The organism is Bacteroides sp. HF-162 (assembly GCF_015679285.1).
Classification (GTDB): Bacteria; Bacteroidota; Bacteroidia; order Bacteroidales; family Bacteroidaceae; genus Bacteroides; species Bacteroides uniformis.
Genome location: NZ_CP064937.1, coordinates 3334856 through 3357056 on the forward strand (window position 1 = coordinate 3334856; position 22201 = coordinate 3357056).

Genomic DNA, 22201 nt, shown 5'->3' on the forward strand with positions numbered 1-22201 from the left:
AGGACTGACATTTTGACGGTTTTTATAAAGAACAGCTTATGCCTTCTTGATGCTCAACTCGTCTTTTTCTTTGTCTACTGATACGTTTACCGTATCACCCGGCTGTAACTCCGCCGCCACTATCAGCTCGGAAAGTCCATCCTCCAAGTGGTTCTGAATAGCACGCTTCAATGGACGCGCACCAAACTGTACATCGTACCCTTTCGAAGCAAGGAATGTCTTTGCATCATCCTCCACAACCAGCTTGTAACCAATTGCTTCAACCCGTTCGTACAAGCCTTTCAGCTCAATGTCCACAATCTTTGTGATGGCCTCCAAGGAGAGCTGGTCGAAAGTAATGATTTCATCCAAACGATTCAAAAATTCAGGAGCAAAGGTCTTGTTCAGAGCCTTTTGTATCACGCTGCGTGAATGTTCATTGTCATCCGTGCGGTTTTGCGCCGTAAAACCTACGCCACGGCCAAATTCCTTCAACTGTCGCGTACCGATATTGGAGGTCATAATGATAACCGTATTCTTGAAATCAATGGTTCTGCCATAATTGTCAGTCAAACGGCCTTCATCCAGTACCTGGAGCAAGATGTTGAACACGTCCGGATGGGCTTTCTCAATCTCATCCAGCAAGACAATGGAATACGGCTTGCGACGAACCTTTTCGGTCAACTGGCCGCCTTCCTCATAGCCCACATATCCCGGAGCGGCACCAATCATACGAGATACGGTGTATTTCTCCATATACTCGCTCATATCGATACGTATCAAGGCATCGGCAGAGCCAAACATATATTTTGCCAATTGCTTTGCCAAATGCGTCTTACCCACACCAGTAGGGCCAAGGAACATAAAGGTTCCGATGGGATGGTTCGGGTCTTTCAACCCTACACGGCTACGCAAGATTGCTTTGGTAAGTTTCTCTATCGCAGCATCTTGAGCTATCACCTTCGCCTGTAGTTCTTCCTTCATTCCGGCCAGTTTAAGTCCTTCTGCCTGCGCCATGCGCTGTACGGGTACACCGGACATCATCGAAATAACATTGGCTATTTCCTCTTCGCCTACCGTTTGGCGGTCATCCTTCAAACGGGCTTCCCACGCGACCTTCATCTCCTCCAAGCGGACAGAAAGTTCCTTCTCACGGTCACGGTAGCTAGCAGCCAGCTCAAAATTCTGTGATTTTACAGCTTCAGCCTTCAAGCCACGTGCCTCTTCAATCAGCTTTTCCTGCTCCTCAATTTCTTTCGGAACATTAATATTCGTCAAATGCACACGCGACCCCGCCTCGTCCAAAGCATCAATAGCTTTATCCGGGAAGTTGCGGTCGGTTATATAGCGTGCTGACAACTTGACACATGCTTCCAAGGCTTCATCCGTGTAGCTCACGTTATGATGGTCTTCATACTTCTCCTTGATATTCTTCAATATCTGAAGCGTTTCTTCAGCTGTGGTAGGCTCTACAATCACCTTTTGGAAACGACGTTCCAAAGCACCGTCTTTCTCAATATTCTTTCTGTATTCATCGAGAGTGGTAGCTCCAATACACTGGATTTCACCACGCGCTAAAGCCGGTTTCAGCATATTGGCAGCATCCATGGAACCGGCAGCAGCACCAGCACCTACAATCGTATGGATTTCATCGATGAAAAGGATGACATTCGGATTTTTCTGCAACTCATTGATAATAGAGCGGATACGTTCCTCAAACTGACCACGATATTTTGTTCCCGCCACCACAGAGGCCATATCAAGCATCACCACGCGCTTTTCAAACAAAATGCGCGAAACTTTCTTTTGCACAATACGCAATGCCAAACCCTCTACAATGGCAGATTTTCCGACTCCTGGTTCACCGATAAGCACCGGATTGTTCTTCTTGCGGCGGCTCAAGATTTGCGCCAGACGTTCAATCTCGCGTTCGCGACCCACAACCGGGTCCAGCTTGCCTTCTTCGGCAGCACGGGTCATGTCTACGCCGAAATTGTCCAGCACGGGGGTATCATTGGACGGCTTTCTGGATGCAGTCTGTGCAGCCGAAGCCGAACCAGCCCCTCCAGTACGGGAGGAGCGAGACATACTCATGTCTTCTTCATCCTCTTCATCATCCTCAGCGAATCCCATTCCCGCATTCGGATTGGTCGATTTCATCGAAAGCTGTTCAAATACAGCCTGATAATCCACCCGGTGTTCTTCCAAAACAGTTGCAGCAAGATTGTCTCCGTCTTTCAAGATAGCCAGCAATACATGTTCCGTATCGGCAGTTGCACTTTTCAGCAAACGCGCTTCAAGCATACACATCTTCAATATCTTAGCCGTCATCGGGGACAAAGGCACTTCAGCGTCCGGCAAGAGAGTATCGTCCTCGGCATCTTTCAGGAAACCCTCCAGGCGACTTTTTACTCGTTTTAAATCTATATCAAGTTTCAACAATATTTCAATAGCTTTTCCTCCGCCATCACGCAACATGCCGAGCAGAAGGTGTTCCGGACCAATATAACGATTTCTCAATCGATTGGCTTCTTCCTTGCTATAAGTAATTATGTCTGAAACTCTTTGTGAAAATTGATTGTTCATATTTTATAATTCTCCTCAATTAAATAAGGTTATCCACGACAAAGATACGCATTTATTAATTCAACGTATCATATTTAACTGATTTAATAGTATACAAATCCCGTGCCACAAATTTCAAATCTGCTTTTCCATCTTATACCTTATATATTAATAGTAATTTGGGGAGGAAAGGAGGGAGTACTTCTATATTTATGCCGCAGGCAACAAAGTTTATGGAGGAAAACTTTTGTATATCGTAAAAAAGCAGTACTTTAGCGTGGTTTTTCACGAACCCGAAAATGTATAATTAATAATCTTTTTAAATGCTTGAACAAGACAGAATTATAAAGATTAACATCGAGGAGGAAATGAAGTCATCGTACATTGACTACTCTATGTCGGTCATTGTCTCACGTGCCCTTCCGGATGTTAGAGATGGTTTTAAACCCGTTCACCGAAGAATTCTTTTCGGAATGATGGGATTGGGAAATACCTCCGACAAACCTTATAAAAAATCAGCCAGAGTTGTGGGTGAAGTATTAGGTAAATATCACCCTCATGGCGACTCGTCCGTTTACGGAGCTCTTGTACGTATGGCTCAGCCTTGGGCAATGCGTTACATGTTGGTAGACGGACAAGGTAACTACGGTTCAGTAGACGGTGACAGCGCTGCTGCCATGCGTTATACCGAGTGTCGTTTGCGAAAAATTGGTGAAGACATGATGACAGACCTTGAAAAAGAGACTGTTGACATGCAGAACAATTTCGATGACTCTTTGCAAGAGCCTACCGTCATGCCGGCCCGTATTCCAAATCTTTTGGTAAATGGTGCATCTGGTATTGCTGTAGGTATGGCTACCAATATGCCGACTCATAATCTATCTGAGGTTATTGACGCTTGTATTGCATACATCGAAAATAATGACATCGATATAGAAGAGTTGATGACGTATGTCAAAGCTCCCGACTTCCCGACCGGAGGCTATATATACGGTATGAACGGTGTTCGCGAAGCCTATCTCACGGGACGCGGACGTGTCATAATGCGTGCTAGAGCCGAAATTGAGACTGGTTCGACGCACGATAAAATCGTTGTGACAGAAATTCCCTATGGCGTCAACAAAGCTGAATTGATTAAGAATATAGCTGATTTGGCCAACGAAAAGAAAATTGAAGGTATTGCCAATGCTAATGACGAATCCGACCGTGAAGGTATGCGTATCGTTATTGATGTAAAACGTGATGCAAATGCCAGCGTTGTACTCAACAAGCTCTACAAGATGACAATGCTGCAGACATCTTTTGGTGTGAACAATGTTGCATTGGTACATGGCCGTCCACGTCTGTTGAATCTGAAAGATTTGATAAAATACTTCGTTGAGCACAGACACGACGTAGTCATCCGCCGTACTCAGTACGATTTGCGCAAGGCCAAAGAACGTGCACATATTCTGGAAGGATTAATCATTGCATCTGATAATATCGACGAAGTAATTAAGATTATCCGTGCTGCTAAAACACCGAATGATGCTATATCAGGTTTGATGGAGCGATTCCAACTCAGTGAAATTCAGTCACGTGCCATTGTTGAAATGCGTTTGCGCCAGCTCACAGGCCTGATGCAAGACCAGCTGCACGCCGAATATGAGGAAATTCAGAAGCAGATTGCTTATTTGGAAGAAATCCTTGTCAATGACGAACTCTGCCGCAAAGTCATTAAAGATGAACTGATTGAAGTAAAAGAGAAGTATGGTGACGAACGTCGCTCAGAAATCGTCTACTCATCAGAAGAATTCAATCCGGAAGACTTCTATGCAGATGATGAAATGATTATCACCATCTCACACATGGGATACATCAAGCGTACACCGCTGAGCGAATTCCGTGCGCAAAACCGTGGTGGGGTAGGCTCCAAAGGTACCGAAACCCGCGATGCAGACTTTGTAGAGCATATTTATCCTGCAACCATGCATAATACCATGATGTTCTTTACACAGAAAGGTAAGTGTTACTGGCTGAAGGTATACGAAATCCCCGAAGGTACTAAGAATTCGAAAGGTCGTGCTATCCAGAATCTGTTGAATATCGACTCTGACGATGCTGTAAACGCCTATTTGCGTGTGAAGAACTTGAATGACCAAGAGTTTATCAACAGCCATTATGTATTGTTCTGTACTAAGAATGGTGTCATTAAGAAAACATTGCTTGAGCAGTATTCACGTCCTCGCCAAAATGGTGTAAATGCTATTACTATCCGTGAAGACGACCGTGTAATCGAAGTGCGTATGACAAACGGCGACAATGAAATCATCATTGCCAACCGTAACGGACGTGCCATTCGTTTCCACGAAAGTGCTGTGCGCGTTATGGGACGTACTGCCACCGGTGTGCGTGGCATGACATTGGATGAGGACGGTCAAGACGAAGTAGTAGGTATGATATGCATCAAAGATCCTGAGGCGGAAACAATTATGGTTGTATCGGAACAAGGATATGGCAAACGTTCGGATATTGAAGATTATCGCAAAACCAATCGTGGAGGTAAAGGTGTGAAAACAATGAATATCACCGATAAAACGGGTAAATTAGTAACGATCAAGTCAGTTACAGATGAAAATGACTTGATGATTATTAATAAATCCGGTATTACCATCCGTCTGAAAGTTGCCGATGTTCGTATCATGGGACGTGCTACACAAGGTGTACGCCTAATCAACCTTGAGAAACGTAATGACGAAATTGGCTCTGTATGCAAAGTCACTTCAGAAAATGAAGAGGAACTTATAGAGGAGGGGGAAGAAAATACCCTTGAAAGCCCTCAGAACGAGGTAAACAGTGAAAATGAAGAATAGACATAATATTAATTTAAATTTTCTACAATCATGAAAAGAGTATTATTTTCAATGGTTTTACTACTTGCCGCAAGTTTTACTTTCGCCCAAGAAAAGAACGTAAAAGAGGCTAAAAGTATTGCTAACGGAGTAAATCCTGACTTTGCCAAAGCAGAGGAACTGATAAATCAAGCTTTAACTAATCCCGAAACAAAGGACAATGCCGAAACGTGGGATGTAGCAGGTCTTATCCAAAGAAAAAGAAGTGAGAAAGAAATGGAAAATGCCTATCTGAGAAAACCTTATGACACTCTTCAGGTATATAATAGTGCATTAAACATGTGTAAATTCTACTTCAAATGTGACGAATTAGCACAAATTCCCAATGAAAAGGGCAAAATCAAGAATAAATATAGAAAATCTAATTCTGCTACAATTTTAGCAGAACGCGGCAATCTGATCAATGGCGGCATCCAATTCTTTAATTTGGCCTCACAAAAAGAAGGCGATGCAGCCAAGGAAGGCAATAAAAAAGCGTTGGATTTCTTTGCAACCTACATTGATATTGCTATCAACCCGATGTTTGAAAAGGAAAATCTGTTACAAACAGATACTGTATTACCTCAAATAGCATATTATGCAAGTTTAGCAGCTGCTAAGATGGAAGATTATCCTAGTATTTTGAAGTATGCTCCTTATGCGCAAGACGATAAAGAAGTTGGGAAATACGCTATGGAATTTATCTCTACTGCATTGAAAGCCGAAGGTGATACTGTTAAATGGATTGCTTCTTTGAAAGAAGGTATCCAGAAATATCCTGAACATTCATTCTTCTTCGGTCATTTGATTGATTATTATAGCAATAACAACAAATATGACGAGGCTATGCAGTTTGCTGATGATATGTTGGCTAAAGATCCTAACAATACATTCTATTTGTATGTAAAAGGCTACCTTTATCACAATATGAAGGACTATGATAAAGCTATTGAATTCTATAAGAAAACTATAGAAGTAGATCCTAATTATGCAGAAGCATACTCTAATTTAGGTTTAATTTACTGCTTACAAGCACAAGATTTCTCAGAAAAAGCAACTACAGATATTAATGATCCTAAGTATAAAGAAGACCAAGCTACTCTGAAGACTTTCTATGAAAAGGCAAAACCTTATTATGAAAAGGCAAGAGAACTGAAACCTGATCAAAAAGATTTATGGTTAAATGGTCTATATAGAGTGTATTATAATTTGCAGATGGGCCCTGAATTCGAAGAAATTGAAAAGTTGATGTAATACTTTCTTTCAGAATAATAAAAGCCTAATTAATAATTTAATTAGGCTTTTATTATTCTGAAAGAAAGTAAAGAATATTATTTCTTAAGTGAGAGAGAAGAAGAACTAAAATTAGATTAAATTATCCCGGCATTATATTAAACATAATCCTGATATTGATCAAACCATATATATCCAATTCAACACCTACGTATTCGGTCTTCCGTAAATTACCAACAATGGTGTATCAGAATGGAAAATCATCTTTCTGGCAATACCAGGATTAAATAAGCGCGAAAATATATTTCTTTTATAAGAAGTTAATGTCATAATATCAATATGATTACTCTTGATATAACTGTCTAAACTACTAAGCAGATTATCATTCTTTACCACATCATAGTGTATTTCCAATTGTGGATATTGTTTTTGAAAATATTCCTTAATACCAGCCAGTTTTATTTCATTCCATGTATTCTGAACATCAGAAAGATGTATCAGAGACACTGAAAACTTAAATGATTTCAGATTATTTATTAGCGAATCAAAAGCTATTAAATCACGTTGATCAAAATTAGTAATAAATGCAATACGCTTAGCCTCAGAAAATTGCTTGAATGGAGTATTTTCAGGAATGGCCAATACCGGTACACGGCTACGTTCAATCACTTCAGCTGTTACACTGCCAATCAAATCAATATCCTTCTGATTTCTACCACGAGTTCCCATTATGATAATGCGTGGCCGATATTCCTTGGTATAGCGGAGTACCTCTTCTTCAGGAATACCTTCACGCAAAACACAAGTATATTTAATATCTGGAAACTCGCCGGAAGCTACCTTCTCTTTTACTTTATCAGATAATTCATTCAAATCAGCATGAACTTTTTGTAAGATACTCCTTACATTCTCCTCATCACTTAGCTGATAGTTAAATACATCTCCGTATGGCAAAGAAGTTGCATATATAGGAGTAAAATAAACATGTAGCAAAACAACTTCTGCACCTATATTCTGAGCGAAATTGAAACCGAACTCGCAAGCCTTCAAAGAATAATTGGAAAAATCCACTGGAATTAGCACTTTATTACTAATCTTCTCCAGTTTAGGTGACTTCCCCCCCACTACCTCTTCAGATAACCATGCAGAACTTTCAGTAATTTTCAGAGCATGGGGTAAGTCACTCTCCTTAATACGCACACGTACACCAGAAGAAACAACCGGTTGTATCTGGTTTACATTGTGGATATAAGTCTCAATACCTTCATTTTCAAGAACATTCTTCAATATTTGAGCTTTCGCGTACGTTAAGATTGCCAAAGTAACTAATTTATCTTCCATATATCATTGATTTTGAGATTAAAACAAATAAGAAATCCCAATTGTTGTCAGCAATTGGGATTCTTCTAACTTTCTCTTCTTAAGCTCGAACAGCTTCTTCAGTCTTACCTGCCATTTCATCTAAAATTTTTAAAGCTCGCTCTAAAACTGTAGTATCATCAATCATAACCAATCCACCATCTGGTCCAGGTTCCAAGTGAATCCCAACACTTTTCCCCTCCTTAAAATTGTGTCCACCGAAAAAATTTCTTACAGTGTCAACATTCAGTCCAAGTTCATCGGCTATTCTATGCATACTACCACTAGGCAATGAGTCTTTAATCTTACGTAATTCATTAAATGTTATTGTTCTCATATTCATAAATTTAATGGTTAATACTCTGTATTTTTTATTATCACGCTATAAACTTAAGGAAAAAAAAGGATAAAACAAACTATTTCTTTATCTTTTTTCAAAAAGAATATTGCCTCTCCAAAAAATAATCATTTCTTAAGTATACAGAATTATAAATACGAAGAAAAAGCTCCTAAAAACATACAGAAACAGCTCGTATAAAGCAGAATTATCGGGCTTATACGAGCTGTTTTTAGAATATAGGGAAAATTTAAATACCTTCTATGGCGGAAGCTGGAACCCACCCTACTTTACCGTCTTCCAAACGAATTTCTTTCCATTCACGCATAGAGTTGTCTTTTATTTCAACTTTACGTCCCTCATGAAGAATGAACAGACTTGTACCACTTTCACTGGGAGTACTACGCACTGTGACACTAGGTGCTAACACTATAGCTTCACTACGTTCCATCAGTTCGCCTTTCTGCTGAGCAGCAAACACATTACTCAATATAACAAGAGCCAGGAATACTATTCCTGCAATAAATCCCACTTTCTTCCCCATAATCTGTTTTGAAAAGAAAAAGAGATAGAATGAAACGAGTAATAGTACAAAGAACACAATCCCCAACTTAGCCCATGCATCTACGCTAAGACAATTAATCAACGATTTAGTCCAAGATACAAAGAAAACCTCAGGAACTGGGATTACCTTATCGATTGTCTTAGAACGTGCTATTTCCAAATTTGCACGAATATCAGCATTACCAGGTTCCAACAACAAGGCACGCTCATAATTCAATATAGCTTTTGCTATATCATCTGCCTTATAATAACTGTTGCCAAGATTATAATAGACCTCTGCAGCCTCTCCCTTCTTTAACAGATTCTCATATATTTGAATGGCAGAAACATAATCATTCCGTATATAGGCGCTGTCACCTTCAGCCTTTGTCACATTGCTTTCTTGTCTTGCAGCAGAGAATTCCGCATGTGAACCGACGGATGTAGAGTCACTACCAGTCTGTAATGTATCTACAGATGCAGAATTCTGCCCATAGGCAGTAATTGCCATCACTAGACTAAGAGTAAAAAACAATATTCTATTCATTACCATTTCCTCCTGATTAATGTTTTATCGAGTTTTCCATTTTGCTGATAACTTCCAAAGAAGCTGAATATACCTTATCCATAGCCTGGTTATCATCACCCGGAGCAAAGCGGGCAAACTCACAGTTGTTCAATGCATCGAGGAATTCCTTTATCAACGCATCATTCACACCATAATTACGAAGTTCCTCTTCGATATTATCCTTAGACAAACGGGATACCGGAATGTTCAGTTTATCACTGATATACCCCCAAAGAGCCTTCAAAACCTCATCATAAAATGCGTCTTTCTTATTCTCGGCCAATAATTTACCAGCTTGTTTCATACGTTTCACCGCCACTTTATTGGCTTTCTTAGTACGCATCTTTGCTACATTTGCATTGGCTGCTATTTGCTTACGATAGATGATAAAGAATGTAATGAATGCAATACCCGGTATCAAATAAAGCAACCAATACGTCAACGAACCGAAGAAGAAATCACCTTTGGGAGACAAAGTGACATTATTCTGCTTGATAAAACGAATATCCTCGTTCAATACTTTCAAGTCTTCCTTGCTTGTAAAGTTTGCAATGGTCTGAGCTGCATTACCTGCTCCCTTTTCCACATGCAATTCATACTCTTCCGTAGTCAGCATTTTATACGAACGGGAATTAATATCAAAATAACTGAACTTTACGGCAGGAATCTTATAAGTTCCCGCATTACGGGGAATTGCCAGATACTCAATGACCTTACTACCGGAGAGGCCCGAATTTGTCAGACGGAATTTATTGTCCACCTTCGGATCATATACCTCAAAATCCTCGGGGAATTTGACTTCCGGATTAGAGAGCAACTTCAGATTGCCGGTACCAGAGATGACAAGTTTGACAGTAACGGCATCATTGGTCTTGACATTTGTACTATTGATAGAAGAAGTTATATTGAACTCTCCCACTCCTCCCGAAAAATCGGCTGGCTTACCTGCTGGCAAGGGTTTTACGTCAATCGTCAATTGCGGAGTCAAAATTGTCTTCTTAACTTCTACGTAATTGCTTCCTCCATTGAAAAATGCCTCGAACGGATCAGCAACTTGTGTAGCCTTTGCAATGGAAGCGTCAAAGCGTGCAGCATCAATCGTCAGCTTACCGGCTTGTTGTGGGAACAACACAAACTGACGATAGATTGTAGACTGATAATTTCTACCTTTATAATGCTCCAATCCCCATCTTCTGTCATTAGGAAGTTCCACTTCCTGAGAATGGAATCCTTTGAAGTCGGGCAACTTCACATTGTCAAACATACGCAAGTCCACCAAGGTATATATCTTGTATGTCAATAGGAATGCTTCTTGTTCATACACCGTCGTCTTACTGGCAGTAGCTGTAATAAACAAATCACTATTCGATACAGATGTCCCGGAAGAAGCGCGGCTGGCAGTGCCCTCACTCTGTTTGCCACTATTTCCAGAAACTCCATTAGCAGCCTGATCTGCCGGAAGAACCCTTACTCGTACAGAATTAGAAACCATTTGGTTACCATCAGCAGTGATAGTGGCTCCTGGAATGGTAAAATCACCTTCTGCAGTCGCCATTAAAATATAAGTGAATGTAATACTGCTGGTTGAAGTCGTCTGCCCATTAATCATCTGCACGCTACTCTGTTGCGAGCGGCTGGGCCCCATCAACACATCAAATCCCTTCATAGAAGGAGCACGAAAATCCCTTACCTTTTGTGTAGTCACCGTATACGACAGTCTGAACTGGTCTCCTACCGCCACAGCGTCAGGAGCAGACGCAGTAAACGATACCTTGCCATCGGCAAAGGCATTCATACTGGCTGCAATCAGTGCTATCCATAAGAAAACTATTTTTCTCATATATTATTCCTATTATGTTTGTTACCAATCTTTTTCCAGACGACCTCCTTGAAGTACCTGCTGCTTTTTCACTTTATCCTGCACATCCTTCTCGTCTTGCATGACAGAGTTCAACAGCTGTTCGGCATTTTCCTTAGACATCTCATTATCTTTCTTTTCCGGCTGAGAAGGTTGTTGTTGTTGCTGGTCTTGATTCTGTTGCTGGTCTTTCTGCTGATCCTGCTGTTTATCCTGCTCCTTCTGTTGGTCCTGTTTATCCTGATCTTGATTCTGATCCTGGTTCTGCTGCTGGTCTTGCAACTGTTTCTGTGCCAAAGCAAGGTTATAGCGCGTTTCATCATCTTTCGGATTATTGCGTAACGACTCCTTATAGGCTTCTACCGCCTTTGCATAATCCTTCTGAGAATGAAAGATGACTCCCATATTATGATAAATCTGTGCCAAGTTCGATTTGTCCTTTTCTATCTTGGTAGCTCCCACATATTGCTCCATCGCTTCCTGCAGCTTGTTCTGCTGGGTCAATGTATTTCCCAAGTTGAACATGGAAACCGTTGACTTCGGGTTTACCTCCAAAGCCTTCCGATAGTTCACTTCTGCATCCACATATACGCTATCCTTAAAAAAACGGTTTCCCTTACGGATATAATCGCGTTCCGCCTTCTGTGCAGAAGCTGAAGCTGCCACTAACAGCAGCAAAACTATTCCAATATATTTTTTCTGTAACATACGCATCATTTCTTATTAGAGAATAAATGAATGTTGCGGAACAGAGGATTCTTGCGCTCCAATATCAACATCTCAGCCAGTAACAACAGCAGAATAATCCATGCCACTGCCTGAAACTGTTCATTGAATTCCGTGTACACCTGTGTTTCCACATCTGCCTTTGCCATCTTATTGATTTCCTGACTAATCGCTTTCTGTGCACCATTGGTATTGTCTACGCGCACATAAATACCATTTCCCGCCTGAGCAATTTCCTGACACATCTGCTCATTCAAGCGAGTAACGATTACATTACCTTCACGGTCACGACGATAATCATTAGTACCCTCTATTGGAATGGGGGCACCCTCGGGCATACCTACCCCTAATACATTGACCTGGATACCTTTCTCTGCAGCAACCTTAGCAGCTTCTACGGCACCACCTTCATGGTTTTCACCGTCGGTGATGACAATAACAGTACGTCCCACCCCTTCTTGAGGTGTAAAACTCCGGGCAGCCAGATTTATTGCAGCTCCAATTGCCGTACCCTGCTTGGAAATCAGCGAAGGGTCGATGGACTCCAAAAACATCTTGGCGGAAATATAATCACTCGTAATAGGCAACTGGGTAAATGCGTCACCCGCAAAAACAATCATACCGACCTTGTCATTCTGCATCTTATCTACCAACTGTGCCACCAGCCGTTTTGCCTTCTGCAAGCGGCTTGGCTGTACGTCTTGTGCCAGCATGGAATTGGATATATCCAACGCAATCATCACTTCCACTCCCTGACGTTTTACCGTCTCCAGTTTGGAACCAAACTGCGGACGTGCCAACAGTACCGTGAACAACCCGATAGCCGCAAAAACCAACCAAAACTTCACATCCGGACGGTATTTGGAAACATCCGGCATTAGCTGTGCCATCAGTATAGGGTCACCAAACTTACGAATGGCTTTCCTCCTCCGATAATTGGAGTACAAGTAGAAGGCCGCCAATAAAGGCAGCAACAGCAACAAGTACAAATATGCAGGTTCTTCAAATCGAAACATCTTTTTATTTACAATTTAGCAATTTACAATTTACAATTTGGCTACGCAATGACTGATACACTAAAAGACATTCTCCTTTTTACGGTATCTTCTTCAATATAGAGTTGCGTAACAGTACCTCCAGTAATACGCACAAGAAAGCAGCCAACGCAAACCAGCGGTACTCTTCCTGGCGCTTGCTGTATTCTTTTACATTCAATTTTGTTTTCTCCAGCTTGTCTATCTCCTCATACACTTCCTTCAACTTCGAGTTGCTGGTGGCACGGAAATAGTTACCTTCCGTTGTTCCAGCAATCTGTGTCAAAGTCTTTTCATCAATTTCGACGGGCATATTGACATATTGCACTGTTCCACCTACCGGATAAGGATAAGGAGCCATACCATTGGTTCCTACCCCAATAGTATAAACGCGAATGCCAAAGCTCTTGGCTATTTCAGCAGCTGTCAAAGGAGAAATATCACCTTTATTATTGACACCGTCCGTCAGCAGAATAATGACTTTCGACTTTGCCTTGCTATCCTTCAAACGGGTAACGGCATTGGCAATCCCCATACCGATTGCCGTTCCGTCTTCAATCAGCCCGCACTTCATATCTTTAAGCAAGTTCAACAATACGGCATGGTCTACTGTCAATGGACATTGCGTAAAGCTTTCTCCAGCAAACAAAGTTATACCTATATTATCATTCGGACGTCCGTTAATAAACTCTGCCGCTACATCCTTCGCCGCTTCCAACCGGTTAGGTTTCAGGTCTTCGGCCAGCATACTGGTAGAAACGTCCATGGCAAGCATGATATCAATACCCTCAATCTCACTGTTCTGCCAGCTATCGGTGGTTTGCGGACGTGCCAAAACAAGAATAATCAGTATCAAGGCAATTATCCGCAATACAAACGGTACATGCAGCAAGTAGTTCTTATAGCTTTTAGGGGTATGGGCATACACACGGGCATCCGAAATCTGAAGCGTAGCTTCACTATTCTTCCGCTTCATAATATACCATACTATATAAGGTATAAGCAACAGCAGCAAAAATAAATATTCAATATTGGCAAAAACCATATTTATGTACGATTTAACGATTTACAATTCAGCTTCGCTCCAAACATCCCTCATTTTTCACTCATGTATATCCGATTGAAGTCACTTTTTCAGTATTAAGCAAAATAATTATACAACTCCAATCCAATATATATCAAGGAACTGACAAGGGCTACAGCCAACACTACAATACCCGCTCCCAGCAAAATCTTGGTACGCAAAGAACGTTTCTCGATAATGGTAATCTCCGTAGGCTGCGGTTTAGCATTCTCCTCTTCTTTCTCCTTGGTTTCATTAATAAAGTCAATGGCATTAATCAGGTTAGCGTCATTTTCGTTCACCAATGGATTATGCTTGGCAAATTTCACCAAATCAGCAGTCTGGAACAATTCACGCAAATCTGATAGAGCTTCCTTATCTTTCATTTCCAGCAACTTATCTATGATTTCCGTAGAAGTCATTTCCAAAGCATTGAAACCAAAACGGTCTTTTATATATGTACGAAGAGCATCAGTCAATTCCGTATAATATTCCTTCGGCTCCCCTTTCTGCCATACCTTCTCATTCTTGATACGTTCTATCTCCTGCATAGCCAACTGATGGGGAGGCAACTTAGGTTCTACCTTCACCTTACGGATAATAGGCTTATTGTCGAAGAAACGCATTATCAGATAGACAAGCAATATCCCTATCGGGATAATCAGCGCACCACAAGCCATAAGACCATACCAGTCTTCCCAAGCAAAAGGCGCTTGCATCACTGTTTTGGGACCGAAAAACTGTTCCGGATTCTCCGGATCTAACGGGACATTCACCGAATATACTTTCAATGCCAACGCTTTGGAGCGATACTTCTCATTATCCACCGTCACTTCCATAGGCGGCAGATAATAAAGAGCCGAATCAAAAGAGGTAACTGTATACTCTTGAGTTATCAATGCACGCCGGCCATCATTCAGCAATTGCGTATCCGGTTTGGCCACATCAATAATTTCAACCCCATTCACCAGCGTATCGGTATATACCGGGAATATGGCACGCTTATCGGCATCTAGAGATACTTGAAGTTTTATCTTTGCCTGCTCTCCAATAAGAATCTGCAAAGAGTCAATCGTAGCATCTACCGTTACCGACTGGGCTACTACCCTTCCCGACCATGCTATTAATAACGCTATCAGAAATAAATATCTTTTCATTTTCCGATTAATTTCGTTTCGCAAACAAATTCATCAATGCCTTGACATAATCCTGGTCGGTACGTACCGACACATTGTCGACATTACTCTTGGTAAACGTTTCATTCAATTCCGCCTGCTTGTTCACCCACCAATCATGATGGGCACGGCGCACGGCACGCGAGGAGGTGTCAATCCACTGCTCATGTCCCGTCTCGGCATCCCTAATCTTCATCAGTCCCACGGGAGGCAATTCTTCCACACGACGGTCGTACACCTGAACGGCAACCAGGTCATGCTTACGATTGGCAATGGTCATGGCGTTCTTGAAACTTTCCTGGTCGATGAAGTCGGACAAGACAAATGCCGTGCAACGGCGTTTCATTACGTTTGTCAGATACTCCAAGCCCAGACGAATGTTCGTCCTCCGGCTTTCCGCATGAAAATCTATCAGTTCGCGGATGATGTAAAGTATATGCTTACGTCCCTTCTTGGGCGGAATAAACTTCTCAATCCGGTCCGAAAAGAAGATGACACCAATCTTGTCATTATTCTGAATGGCAGAGAATGCCAGTGTGGCGGCAATTTCCGTCACCATATCCTTCTTCATCTGCTTTACCGTACCGAATTCCAAACTACCGGAAACATCTACCAACAACATCACTGTCAATTCGCGCTCCTCCTCAAACACCTTGACGTAAGGCTTGTTGAAGCGGGCGGTCACATTCCAGTCAATGTCGCGTATGTCGTCGCCAAACTGATACTCGCGCACTTCGGAGAATGCCATACCTCTACCCTTGAAGGCAGAGTGATACTGCCCGGCAAAGATATTGTTGGACAGTCCGCGCGTCTTTATCTCAATCTGACGGACTTTCTTCAAAAGTTCTGTTGTTTCCATTGATTTATTTTAATAATCTCATTTAAGCACACAAGCGCAATTTAGTTTATAACAGAAACTTCCCTATGAAAAGGGGTGAAGTTTTCGGTACTCAACCCTAAGGTTTACGACGCTAACCTCAGGTATTGGATTGTAAACCTCAAGTTTACGAAAACCTCTATTATGCGTTAGGGCACTTCAACCTTGTTCAGTATCTTGCTGACGATTTCATCAGATGTCATATTGCTGGCTTCCGCCTCGTAAGTCAAGCCGATACGGTGGCGAAGTACGTCGTGTGCCACAGCGCGCACATCCTCCGGAATGACATAACCGCGACGCTTGATGAACGCGTAGCTACGGGCAGCCAGGGCCAAGTTGATGGAGGCACGGGGCGAACCGCCGAAACCAATCATGTCTTTCAGCTCTTTCAAATCGTATTTTTCCGGATAACGAGTAGCAAATACAATATCGACAATATATTTTTCGATTTTCTCATCCAGATATACCTGGCGAACCACCTTGCGGGCTTCGATAATCTCGTCAGCCTTCAAGATTGGCTTCACGTTGAACTTCTCTCCATTGATATTCTGGCGAATAATCAGTTTCTCCTCTTCCTGCTTCGGATAGTCAATTACAACTTTCAGCATGAAACGGTCCACTTGCGCTTCGGGCAGCGGATAAGTACCTTCCTGCTCAATAGGATTCTGCGTGGCAAGCACCAAAAATGGTTTGGGCAACCCGAAAGTTTCATTGCCGATAGTAACTTGACGTTCCTGCATGGCTTCCAGCAAAGCACTCTGTACTTTGGCGGGAGCACGGTTGATTTCATCAGCCAAAACAAAATTTGCGAAGACCGGACCTTTTTTTACTTGGAACGTTTCATCCTTCTGGCTGTAAACCATTGTACCTATTACGTCGGCAGGCAACAAGTCTGGCGTAAACTGAATGCGGCTGTATTGCGCATCAATCAACGAAGCAAGCGTCTTGATAGCTAAAGTCTTTGCCAAACCGGGCACACCTTCCAACAACACGTGTCCATCGGACAACAAACCAATTAACAACGACTCTACCAGATGCTTTTGTCCTACAATGACCTGGTCCATACCTGTGGTAAGATTGGTAACGAAAGCACTTTGTCTTTCAATCCGCTCATTCAGTTCGCGGATGTCAATTGTTTCAGCCATAAATCATTCTATTTTTTTAATGTTTAATTTCCTCATTTATCCGGTTTTGAACCGGTAATTATTTTTTTCGCTCCCAAAAGTACGGGAATAAATTAACCATACCAACTAATTTTTATTAAAAAACTATGCGAAACCTTTAGATTAAACTACTTTCATAGAGTTTAGTATTTAACAAAAAAAGAAGCAGTAATTTTTTACTGCTTCTTGGCCAATTTTGGTATCTTGATAGTAGTACCATAAGGCACATTATCCGGATTCTTGATTACACCGGGATTATGCTTCACGATATAAGGCCAAAGAGCTTTTGTTCCATAAAAACGAAGCGCTACCCTAGTCAGCGTTTCCCCTTCCTTGATGGTATAAGTGGTTTCTGTTCCCACAATCGTATACCCCACAGAATCCGGTTCAAACGGTACAACTGTCTTTTTTTGCTCTTTTTTAGGAGTGGGAGACTGTACTTGTACATTTTCCTTTGGAGTTTTTTTAAGCGTAGGAGTTGTTGCAGCAACAGTTTCTGCCACAGTATCTATCCGAGCAGGAGCTACAACATCTTTTGAAACAATACTGTCTGTCAAGGCAATATTGTCTTGACCGGCAGGAACCTCCACCTTTTCAGTAACAGATTCCCTCACATCCGAGTCTGCAACTTCTTCTACAAGAGGCTTTGCAGTAAGTGCGTCAAGCAAGTCCGGATAATACATGAAAGCTACGGCACCACCACACAGCAACACTACAAAAACAACGATGCCTATAAAATATTTCATAGTCGAAGAATCTGCCATATCTTTTATCACTGGCTCAGACGGTTCCGGCTCAACAGCAACTATATTTTCAGGCATTGCTTCAGGTTCCGTTTTTTCCGGTTTCTCCTCTTCAACTGCCGGTTCGGGCTCAATTAACGGCTCTTCTATTACAGTTTCCACCAAAGGTTCTTCTATCGTAGCTTCTTCCACTAAGGTAACCTTCTCCTCCACCTCTTGTTCCAGAGTTTTGATTTCAGTATCTTCATCATCTTCACTGTCATTTTCCTGCAGGGTATCCTCAAGTACCGTAGCGTCATTCAAAACTACAGTTTCAAAATGCGAAAATGGTCTATTGATAATATCTTTCAAGGCCGGTTCCGGTGTAAACGACACTTTTGTATGCCCTTGTATCTCAAACCTTTCCCCCGTATTCACATTAACGCTTTCACGACTCCCGACATCTATCAGTTTGAAAGTCCCCAAACCTCGTATCTTCACATACTTATCCTTCTCCAATGACTCCTCAATCAGCTGAAAGAATTCTTTCACAAAACTATCCGCATTCTTCTTGCTCATGCCATGCCTTTCAGCCAGCGTGTCAATCAAGTCTTGTATGTTCAGTTTCTCATTCATAATACGGGAGATTTTTTTAAAAGCCGGTTACTTAAACTTATCCTTTAATAATGTACTCGGCTTATAAGTCAACACCAATTTAGGAGGTACCAGCATACGCTGCTTTGTAGTCGGATTCACAGATATACGTTCTGCCTTCTTTTTCACTTCGAATGTACCGAACCCTTGTATAGAGATAATATTCCCCTCCTCCAACTGCCGTGCCATATCCGACAGCAATGAAGCAACCAGCTCAGAAGTATCTTTCAATGTGTATCCTAACCTCCGCGATAATTCAGAAGTAAACTCTTTGTTATTCAAAATGTAAGCCTTTAAATTGAACTACGGTGCTATATTAGCAAATCTTCTTCACATAAGCAAGAAGATAAGGAAAAATCTTTAAATTATTCGCCCAAAAAGGTCGAAATCATCGGAATTTACTATCTCTACGTGGTAAAAGTTACCTATATGCAACGCTTTGTCTCCACGCTCAATCAAAACCTCCGGATCCACTTCGGGAGAATCAAATTCTGTACGTCCAATATAATATTCGCCTTCCAGCCGGTCAATGATTACTTTCATCTGCCTGCCTACTTTCTCCGCACTCAACTCCCCTGAAATGCCTTGCTGAATAGACATTAACTCATCCAGGCGGGCTTGTTTCACTTCCTGGGGAATAGAATCCTCATATTCAGCAGCGGCATACGTTCCTTCTTCTTCCGAATACGCAAAAGCCCCCATTCTATCGAAACGCACTTTACGGACAAACTCTTTCAGCTCCTCAAAATCGGCTTCAGTTTCTCCCGGATGCCCCACCATCAGTGTAGTACGGAGATGGATACCGGGAACCTCTTCACGGAATTGCTCTATCAACTTATATGTCTCACCCTTCGTCACATGACGGCGCATCTTTTGCAGCATATTGTCGCTGATATGCTGCAAGGCAATATCCATATATTTGCATACATTGTCACGCTCACGCATCACACGGAATAAATCAGTCGGAAAATGTGCCGGATAAGCATAATGCAAGCGTATCCACTCCACTCCGGGAATATCCGAAATCCGCTCAACAAGCTCGGGCAACATTTGCTTCTTATATAAATCTACTCCGTAATAGGTCAACTCCTGGGCTATAACCTGGAATTCCTTTACACCCCGTGCAACCAGATACTTCACCTCGTCAAGTATCTCCTCCATCGGGCGCGACACATGCCGCCCCGTAATGATAGGGATAGCGCAATAAGAACATTTACGGTCACATCCTTCGGATATCTTCAAATAGGCATAATGCTTTGGAGTGGTCAATGTACGCTCTATGTGCAACTCGTCATGATAGGCCTTTCCCAAATCCTGCAATAACTCTCTCCAATTGAATTTACCATAGAATTTATCCACCTGGGGAATTTCAACGGCCAATTCCTTCAGATAACGTTCCGAAAGGCAGCCCATTACATAAAGCTTCTCCAAGCTTCCTTCCTCCTTGGCCTGCGCAAATTCCAGAATCATATTAATGGATTCCTCCTTGGCGTCACCAATGAAACCGCAAGTATTGATCACGGCAATCTGCCCTTTCGGCCTTTCCGCATCATGTGTCACATGGAATCCCACTTCCTCCAACTGGCGCATCAAATGTTCCGAATCCACCAGGTTTTTAGAACATCCTAAAGTAATGATATCTATAGTCTTCCGTTTCATGCATTCTCCCCGAACAGTGAATCAACAAATTCCTTTTTACGGAACACCTGCAAATCTTCCATGCCTTCACCCAATCCAATATATTTAACCGGAATTTTAAACTGGTCTGAAATGCCGATGACTACGCCACCCTTGGCTGTTCCGTCCAACTTTGTAACAGCCATTGCCGTAACCTCCGTTGCCAGAGTGAACTGCTTGGCTTGCTCGAATGCATTCTGCCCGGTTGAGCCATCCAACACAAGCAACACCTCATTCGGAGCATCAGGGACAACCTTCTTCATCACATTCTTGATTTTCGTCAGTTCATTCATCAAACCGACTTTATTATGAAGGCGTCCTGCCGTATCTATAATTACCACATCGGCATTATTAGCAGTTGCGGAACTCAGTGTGTCAAAAGCGACAGAAGCCGGGTCAGCACCCATTTTCTGCTTCACAACAGGCACACCTACCCGTTCACCCCATATCACCAACTGCTCCACAGCAGCAGCACGGAAAGTATCGGCAGCACCCAGATAAACAGACTTTCCGGCTTTCTTGAACTGATAAGCCAGTTTGCCAATCGTAGTAGTCTTCCCTACACCATTGACGCCCACTACCATAATGACGTATGGTTTCTTCGCAATCGGTGCTTCAAAGTCATCCACATCCTCCGAATTATTCTCTGTAAGCAACGCTGCGATTTCATCACGTAAAATATGATTCAACTCAGTGGCATTCATATATTTGTCGGCTGCTGCACGCTTTTCGATACGTTCAATAATTTTCAGTGTCGTTTCCACGCCCACATCCGAAGTTATCAACACCTCTTCCAGATTATCCAATACTTCATCATCAACTTTTGACTTTCCTGCCACGGCACGCGCAATCTTGCCAAATACACTTTCTTTGGTCTTAGATAATCCTTTATCTAATGTTTCCTTTTTTTCCTTGGAGAAAAAACTAAAAAATCCCATACACTAATTATTTTTATGCAACCTGTTTTCGCATTCCCTGCAAAGATATAACAAAACTGACGAATATTAAAAACTTCGTCCTCTTTTTAAAAAGAAATCCCCTTACCGGAAATACCGACAAGGGGATCTTTATAAGTCATCAGCGCTTTACAGCCACTGTATTCATCTTATTTCTTAAAGAAGTTCTGAACATCTTCATTACGGACCATCTGTTCATCAAAGATGTAAGCACCAGTCTTAGGAGACTTCACCATTTTGATAACCTTTGTATAAGAACGTCCTTCTTTGCTTCCTTCGTGCAAGGTTGCTACCGCTTTCTTTGCCATAAGTTATAGATTTATTATTTAATTTCTTTATGTACTGTCACTCTCTTCAGAATCGGGTTGTATTTCTTCAACTCCAATCTCTCTGTGGTATTCTTTCTGTTCTTCGTCGTAATATAACGAGAAGTACCCGGCATACCGCTATCCTTGTGTTCTGTGCATTCCAGAATCACCTGTACTCTGTTACCTTTTGCTTTCTTTGCCATAATCAGTATTCTCCTCTACTTTAGCCAATAACTTTAATGCTTTTCCAATCACAATAACCTTTAGCTACCGCATCTTTCAAAGCAGCGTCCAGTCCTTTCTTATTAATAATGCGCAAACCATTAGCGCAAATGCTAAGGCTGATCCAGCAATCTTGCTCTACATAGTAGAACTTCTTGTTAAACAAGTTCAAATCAAAGGTTCTCTTCGTTCTTCTCTTTGAGTGTGAAACATTGTTGCCAATCATGGCCTTCTTTCCGGTAATTTGACAAATCTTTGACATTTCTATCTTAATTTTATAGTTTTCTTTTTTGCCTATTTCAAACAGAGCGC

Annotated in this window: 20 protein-coding genes; 2 read left to right on the forward strand and 18 right to left on the reverse strand. The window is 41.8% G+C overall.

Annotated features, from left to right (window positions below):
• Positions 1 to 36 precede the first annotated feature (36 nt).
• Positions 37 to 2565 carry an ATP-dependent Clp protease ATP-binding subunit gene (locus ITJ87_RS14020; protein ID WP_117964561.1) on the reverse strand — a complete coding sequence of 843 codons (2529 nt, stop codon included), beginning with the start codon at positions 2563 to 2565 and terminating at the stop codon, positions 37 to 39.
• 302 nt (positions 2566 to 2867) lie between these two features.
• Between ITJ87_RS14020 and gyrA the strand changes: the two genes are divergently transcribed.
• Together gyrA and ITJ87_RS14030 are read left to right on the forward strand one after the other, a co-directional pair.
• A complete protein-coding gene (gene gyrA, locus ITJ87_RS14025; RefSeq protein WP_117964560.1) occupies positions 2868 to 5396 on the forward strand; it encodes a DNA gyrase subunit A in 2529 nt (842 codons plus the stop codon).
• Positions 5397 to 5426: 30 nt separating this feature from the next.
• Entirely contained in the window at positions 5427 to 6668 is a 1242-nt protein-coding gene (locus tag ITJ87_RS14030; protein ID WP_117964559.1) for a M48 family metallopeptidase, read from the forward strand.
• 186 nt (positions 6669 to 6854) lie between these two features.
• On the opposite strand, the gene ITJ87_RS14035 is transcribed toward ITJ87_RS14030, so the two are convergent.
• The 17 genes from ITJ87_RS14035 to rpmB form a co-directional block, all read right to left on the reverse strand.
• Positions 6855 to 7988: a universal stress protein gene (locus tag ITJ87_RS14035; protein WP_117601673.1), complete on the reverse strand. Its 1134-nt coding sequence runs from the start codon at positions 7986 to 7988 to the stop codon at positions 6855 to 6857.
• A gap of 79 nt (positions 7989 to 8067) precedes the next feature.
• Positions 8068 to 8343, reverse strand: coding sequence for a DNA-binding protein (locus ITJ87_RS14040; RefSeq protein WP_085929906.1), 276 nt, complete (start codon positions 8341 to 8343; stop codon positions 8068 to 8070).
• A gap of 250 nt (positions 8344 to 8593) precedes the next feature.
• On the reverse strand, positions 8594 to 9439 hold the full coding sequence (locus ITJ87_RS14045; protein WP_087333149.1) for a tetratricopeptide repeat protein: 846 nt from the start codon (positions 9437 to 9439) through the stop codon (positions 8594 to 8596).
• A gap of 10 nt (positions 9440 to 9449) precedes the next feature.
• Entirely contained in the window at positions 9450 to 11294 is a 1845-nt protein-coding gene (locus ITJ87_RS14050) for a BatD family protein (protein WP_117964558.1), read from the reverse strand.
• 21 nt (positions 11295 to 11315) lie between these two features.
• Complete coding sequence (locus ITJ87_RS14055; protein ID WP_117600864.1) at positions 11316 to 12029, reverse strand: tetratricopeptide repeat protein; 714 nt, start codon at positions 12027 to 12029, stop codon at positions 11316 to 11318.
• Positions 12026 to 13054, reverse strand: coding sequence for a VWA domain-containing protein (locus ITJ87_RS14060; protein WP_117600865.1), 1029 nt, complete (start codon positions 13052 to 13054; stop codon positions 12026 to 12028). Before ITJ87_RS14060 ends, ITJ87_RS14055 begins: the two co-directional genes overlap by 4 nt.
• Positions 13055 to 13133: 79 nt before the next feature.
• Entirely contained in the window at positions 13134 to 14117 is a 984-nt protein-coding gene (locus ITJ87_RS14065; protein ID WP_005827750.1) for a VWA domain-containing protein, read from the reverse strand.
• A gap of 95 nt (positions 14118 to 14212) precedes the next feature.
• Positions 14213 to 15292 carry a hypothetical protein gene (locus ITJ87_RS14070; RefSeq protein WP_117600866.1) on the reverse strand — a complete coding sequence of 360 codons (1080 nt, stop codon included), beginning with the start codon at positions 15290 to 15292 and terminating at the stop codon, positions 14213 to 14215.
• A 7-nt stretch (positions 15293 to 15299) separates the two neighbouring features.
• Complete coding sequence (locus ITJ87_RS14075) at positions 15300 to 16169, reverse strand: DUF58 domain-containing protein (RefSeq protein ID WP_005827747.1); 870 nt, start codon at positions 16167 to 16169, stop codon at positions 15300 to 15302.
• Between the two features lie 167 nt (positions 16170 to 16336).
• Positions 16337 to 17332, reverse strand: coding sequence for a MoxR family ATPase (locus ITJ87_RS14080; protein WP_057256497.1), 996 nt, complete (start codon positions 17330 to 17332; stop codon positions 16337 to 16339).
• A 194-nt stretch (positions 17333 to 17526) separates the two neighbouring features.
• Positions 17527 to 18708 carry an HU family DNA-binding protein gene (locus ITJ87_RS14085; protein ID WP_117600867.1) on the reverse strand — a complete coding sequence of 394 codons (1182 nt, stop codon included), beginning with the start codon at positions 18706 to 18708 and terminating at the stop codon, positions 17527 to 17529.
• A gap of 27 nt (positions 18709 to 18735) precedes the next feature.
• Positions 18736 to 19008, reverse strand: coding sequence for an HU family DNA-binding protein (locus ITJ87_RS14090; protein WP_117600868.1), 273 nt, complete (start codon positions 19006 to 19008; stop codon positions 18736 to 18738).
• A 78-nt stretch (positions 19009 to 19086) separates the two neighbouring features.
• Positions 19087 to 20385: a 30S ribosomal protein S12 methylthiotransferase RimO gene (gene rimO / locus ITJ87_RS14095; RefSeq protein ID WP_117964557.1), complete on the reverse strand. Its 1299-nt coding sequence runs from the start codon at positions 20383 to 20385 to the stop codon at positions 19087 to 19089.
• On the reverse strand, positions 20382 to 21341 hold the full coding sequence (ftsY, locus tag ITJ87_RS14100) for a signal recognition particle-docking protein FtsY (protein ID WP_005827738.1): 960 nt from the start codon (positions 21339 to 21341) through the stop codon (positions 20382 to 20384). The genes rimO and ftsY overlap by 4 nt, the downstream gene beginning before the upstream one ends.
• A 167-nt stretch (positions 21342 to 21508) precedes the next feature.
• A complete protein-coding gene (locus ITJ87_RS14105) occupies positions 21509 to 21667 on the reverse strand; it encodes a DUF4295 domain-containing protein (RefSeq protein ID WP_005827735.1) in 159 nt (52 codons plus the stop codon).
• Positions 21668 to 21681: 14 nt separating this feature from the next.
• Positions 21682 to 21870, reverse strand: a complete 189-nt coding sequence (rpmG, locus tag ITJ87_RS14110; RefSeq protein WP_002560155.1) for a 50S ribosomal protein L33 — start codon at positions 21868 to 21870, stop codon at positions 21682 to 21684.
• 20 nt (positions 21871 to 21890) lie between these two features.
• Positions 21891 to 22151 carry a 50S ribosomal protein L28 gene (rpmB, locus tag ITJ87_RS14115; protein WP_004291052.1) on the reverse strand — a complete coding sequence of 87 codons (261 nt, stop codon included), beginning with the start codon at positions 22149 to 22151 and terminating at the stop codon, positions 21891 to 21893.
• Between the last annotated feature and the right edge of the window lie 50 nt (positions 22152 to 22201).

Bases quoted from the DNA above. Each gene is read 5' to 3' on its own strand.
- ITJ87_RS14020 (WP_117964561.1), bottom strand. From the start codon at position 2,565: ATGAACAATCAATTTTCACAAAGAGTTTCAGACATAATTACTTATAGC.
- gyrA (WP_117964560.1), top strand. From the start codon at position 2,868: ATGCTTGAACAAGACAGAATTATAAAGATTAACATCGAGGAGGAAATG.
- ITJ87_RS14030 (WP_117964559.1), top strand. From the start codon at position 5,427: ATGAAAAGAGTATTATTTTCAATGGTTTTACTACTTGCCGCAAGTTTT.
- ITJ87_RS14035 (WP_117601673.1), bottom strand. From the start codon at position 7,988: ATGGAAGATAAATTAGTTACTTTGGCAATCTTAACGTACGCGAAAGCT.
- ITJ87_RS14040 (WP_085929906.1), bottom strand. From the start codon at position 8,343: ATGAGAACAATAACATTTAATGAATTACGTAAGATTAAAGACTCATTG.
- ITJ87_RS14045 (WP_087333149.1), bottom strand. From the start codon at position 9,439: ATGGTAATGAATAGAATATTGTTTTTTACTCTTAGTCTAGTGATGGCA.
- ITJ87_RS14050 (WP_117964558.1), bottom strand. From the start codon at position 11,294: ATGAGAAAAATAGTTTTCTTATGGATAGCACTGATTGCAGCCAGTATG.
- ITJ87_RS14055 (WP_117600864.1), bottom strand. From the start codon at position 12,029: ATGATGCGTATGTTACAGAAAAAATATATTGGAATAGTTTTGCTGCTG.
- ITJ87_RS14060 (WP_117600865.1), bottom strand. From the start codon at position 13,054: ATGTTTCGATTTGAAGAACCTGCATATTTGTACTTGTTGCTGTTGCTG.
- ITJ87_RS14065 (WP_005827750.1), bottom strand. From the start codon at position 14,117: ATGGTTTTTGCCAATATTGAATATTTATTTTTGCTGCTGTTGCTTATA.
- ITJ87_RS14070 (WP_117600866.1), bottom strand. From the start codon at position 15,292: ATGAAAAGATATTTATTTCTGATAGCGTTATTAATAGCATGGTCGGGA.
- ITJ87_RS14075 (WP_005827747.1), bottom strand. From the start codon at position 16,169: ATGGAAACAACAGAACTTTTGAAGAAAGTCCGTCAGATTGAGATAAAG.
- ITJ87_RS14080 (WP_057256497.1), bottom strand. From the start codon at position 17,332: ATGGCTGAAACAATTGACATCCGCGAACTGAATGAGCGGATTGAAAGA.
- ITJ87_RS14085 (WP_117600867.1), bottom strand. From the start codon at position 18,708: ATGAATGAGAAACTGAACATACAAGACTTGATTGACACGCTGGCTGAA.
- rimO (WP_117964557.1), bottom strand. From the start codon at position 20,385: ATGAAACGGAAGACTATAGATATCATTACTTTAGGATGTTCTAAAAAC.
- ftsY (WP_005827738.1), bottom strand. From the start codon at position 21,341: ATGGGATTTTTTAGTTTTTTCTCCAAGGAAAAAAAGGAAACATTAGAT.
- ITJ87_RS14105 (WP_005827735.1), bottom strand. From the start codon at position 21,667: ATGGCAAAGAAAGCGGTAGCAACCTTGCACGAAGGAAGCAAAGAAGGA.
- rpmG (WP_002560155.1), bottom strand. From the start codon at position 21,870: ATGGCAAAGAAAGCAAAAGGTAACAGAGTACAGGTGATTCTGGAATGC.
- rpmB (WP_004291052.1), bottom strand. From the start codon at position 22,151: ATGTCAAAGATTTGTCAAATTACCGGAAAGAAGGCCATGATTGGCAAC.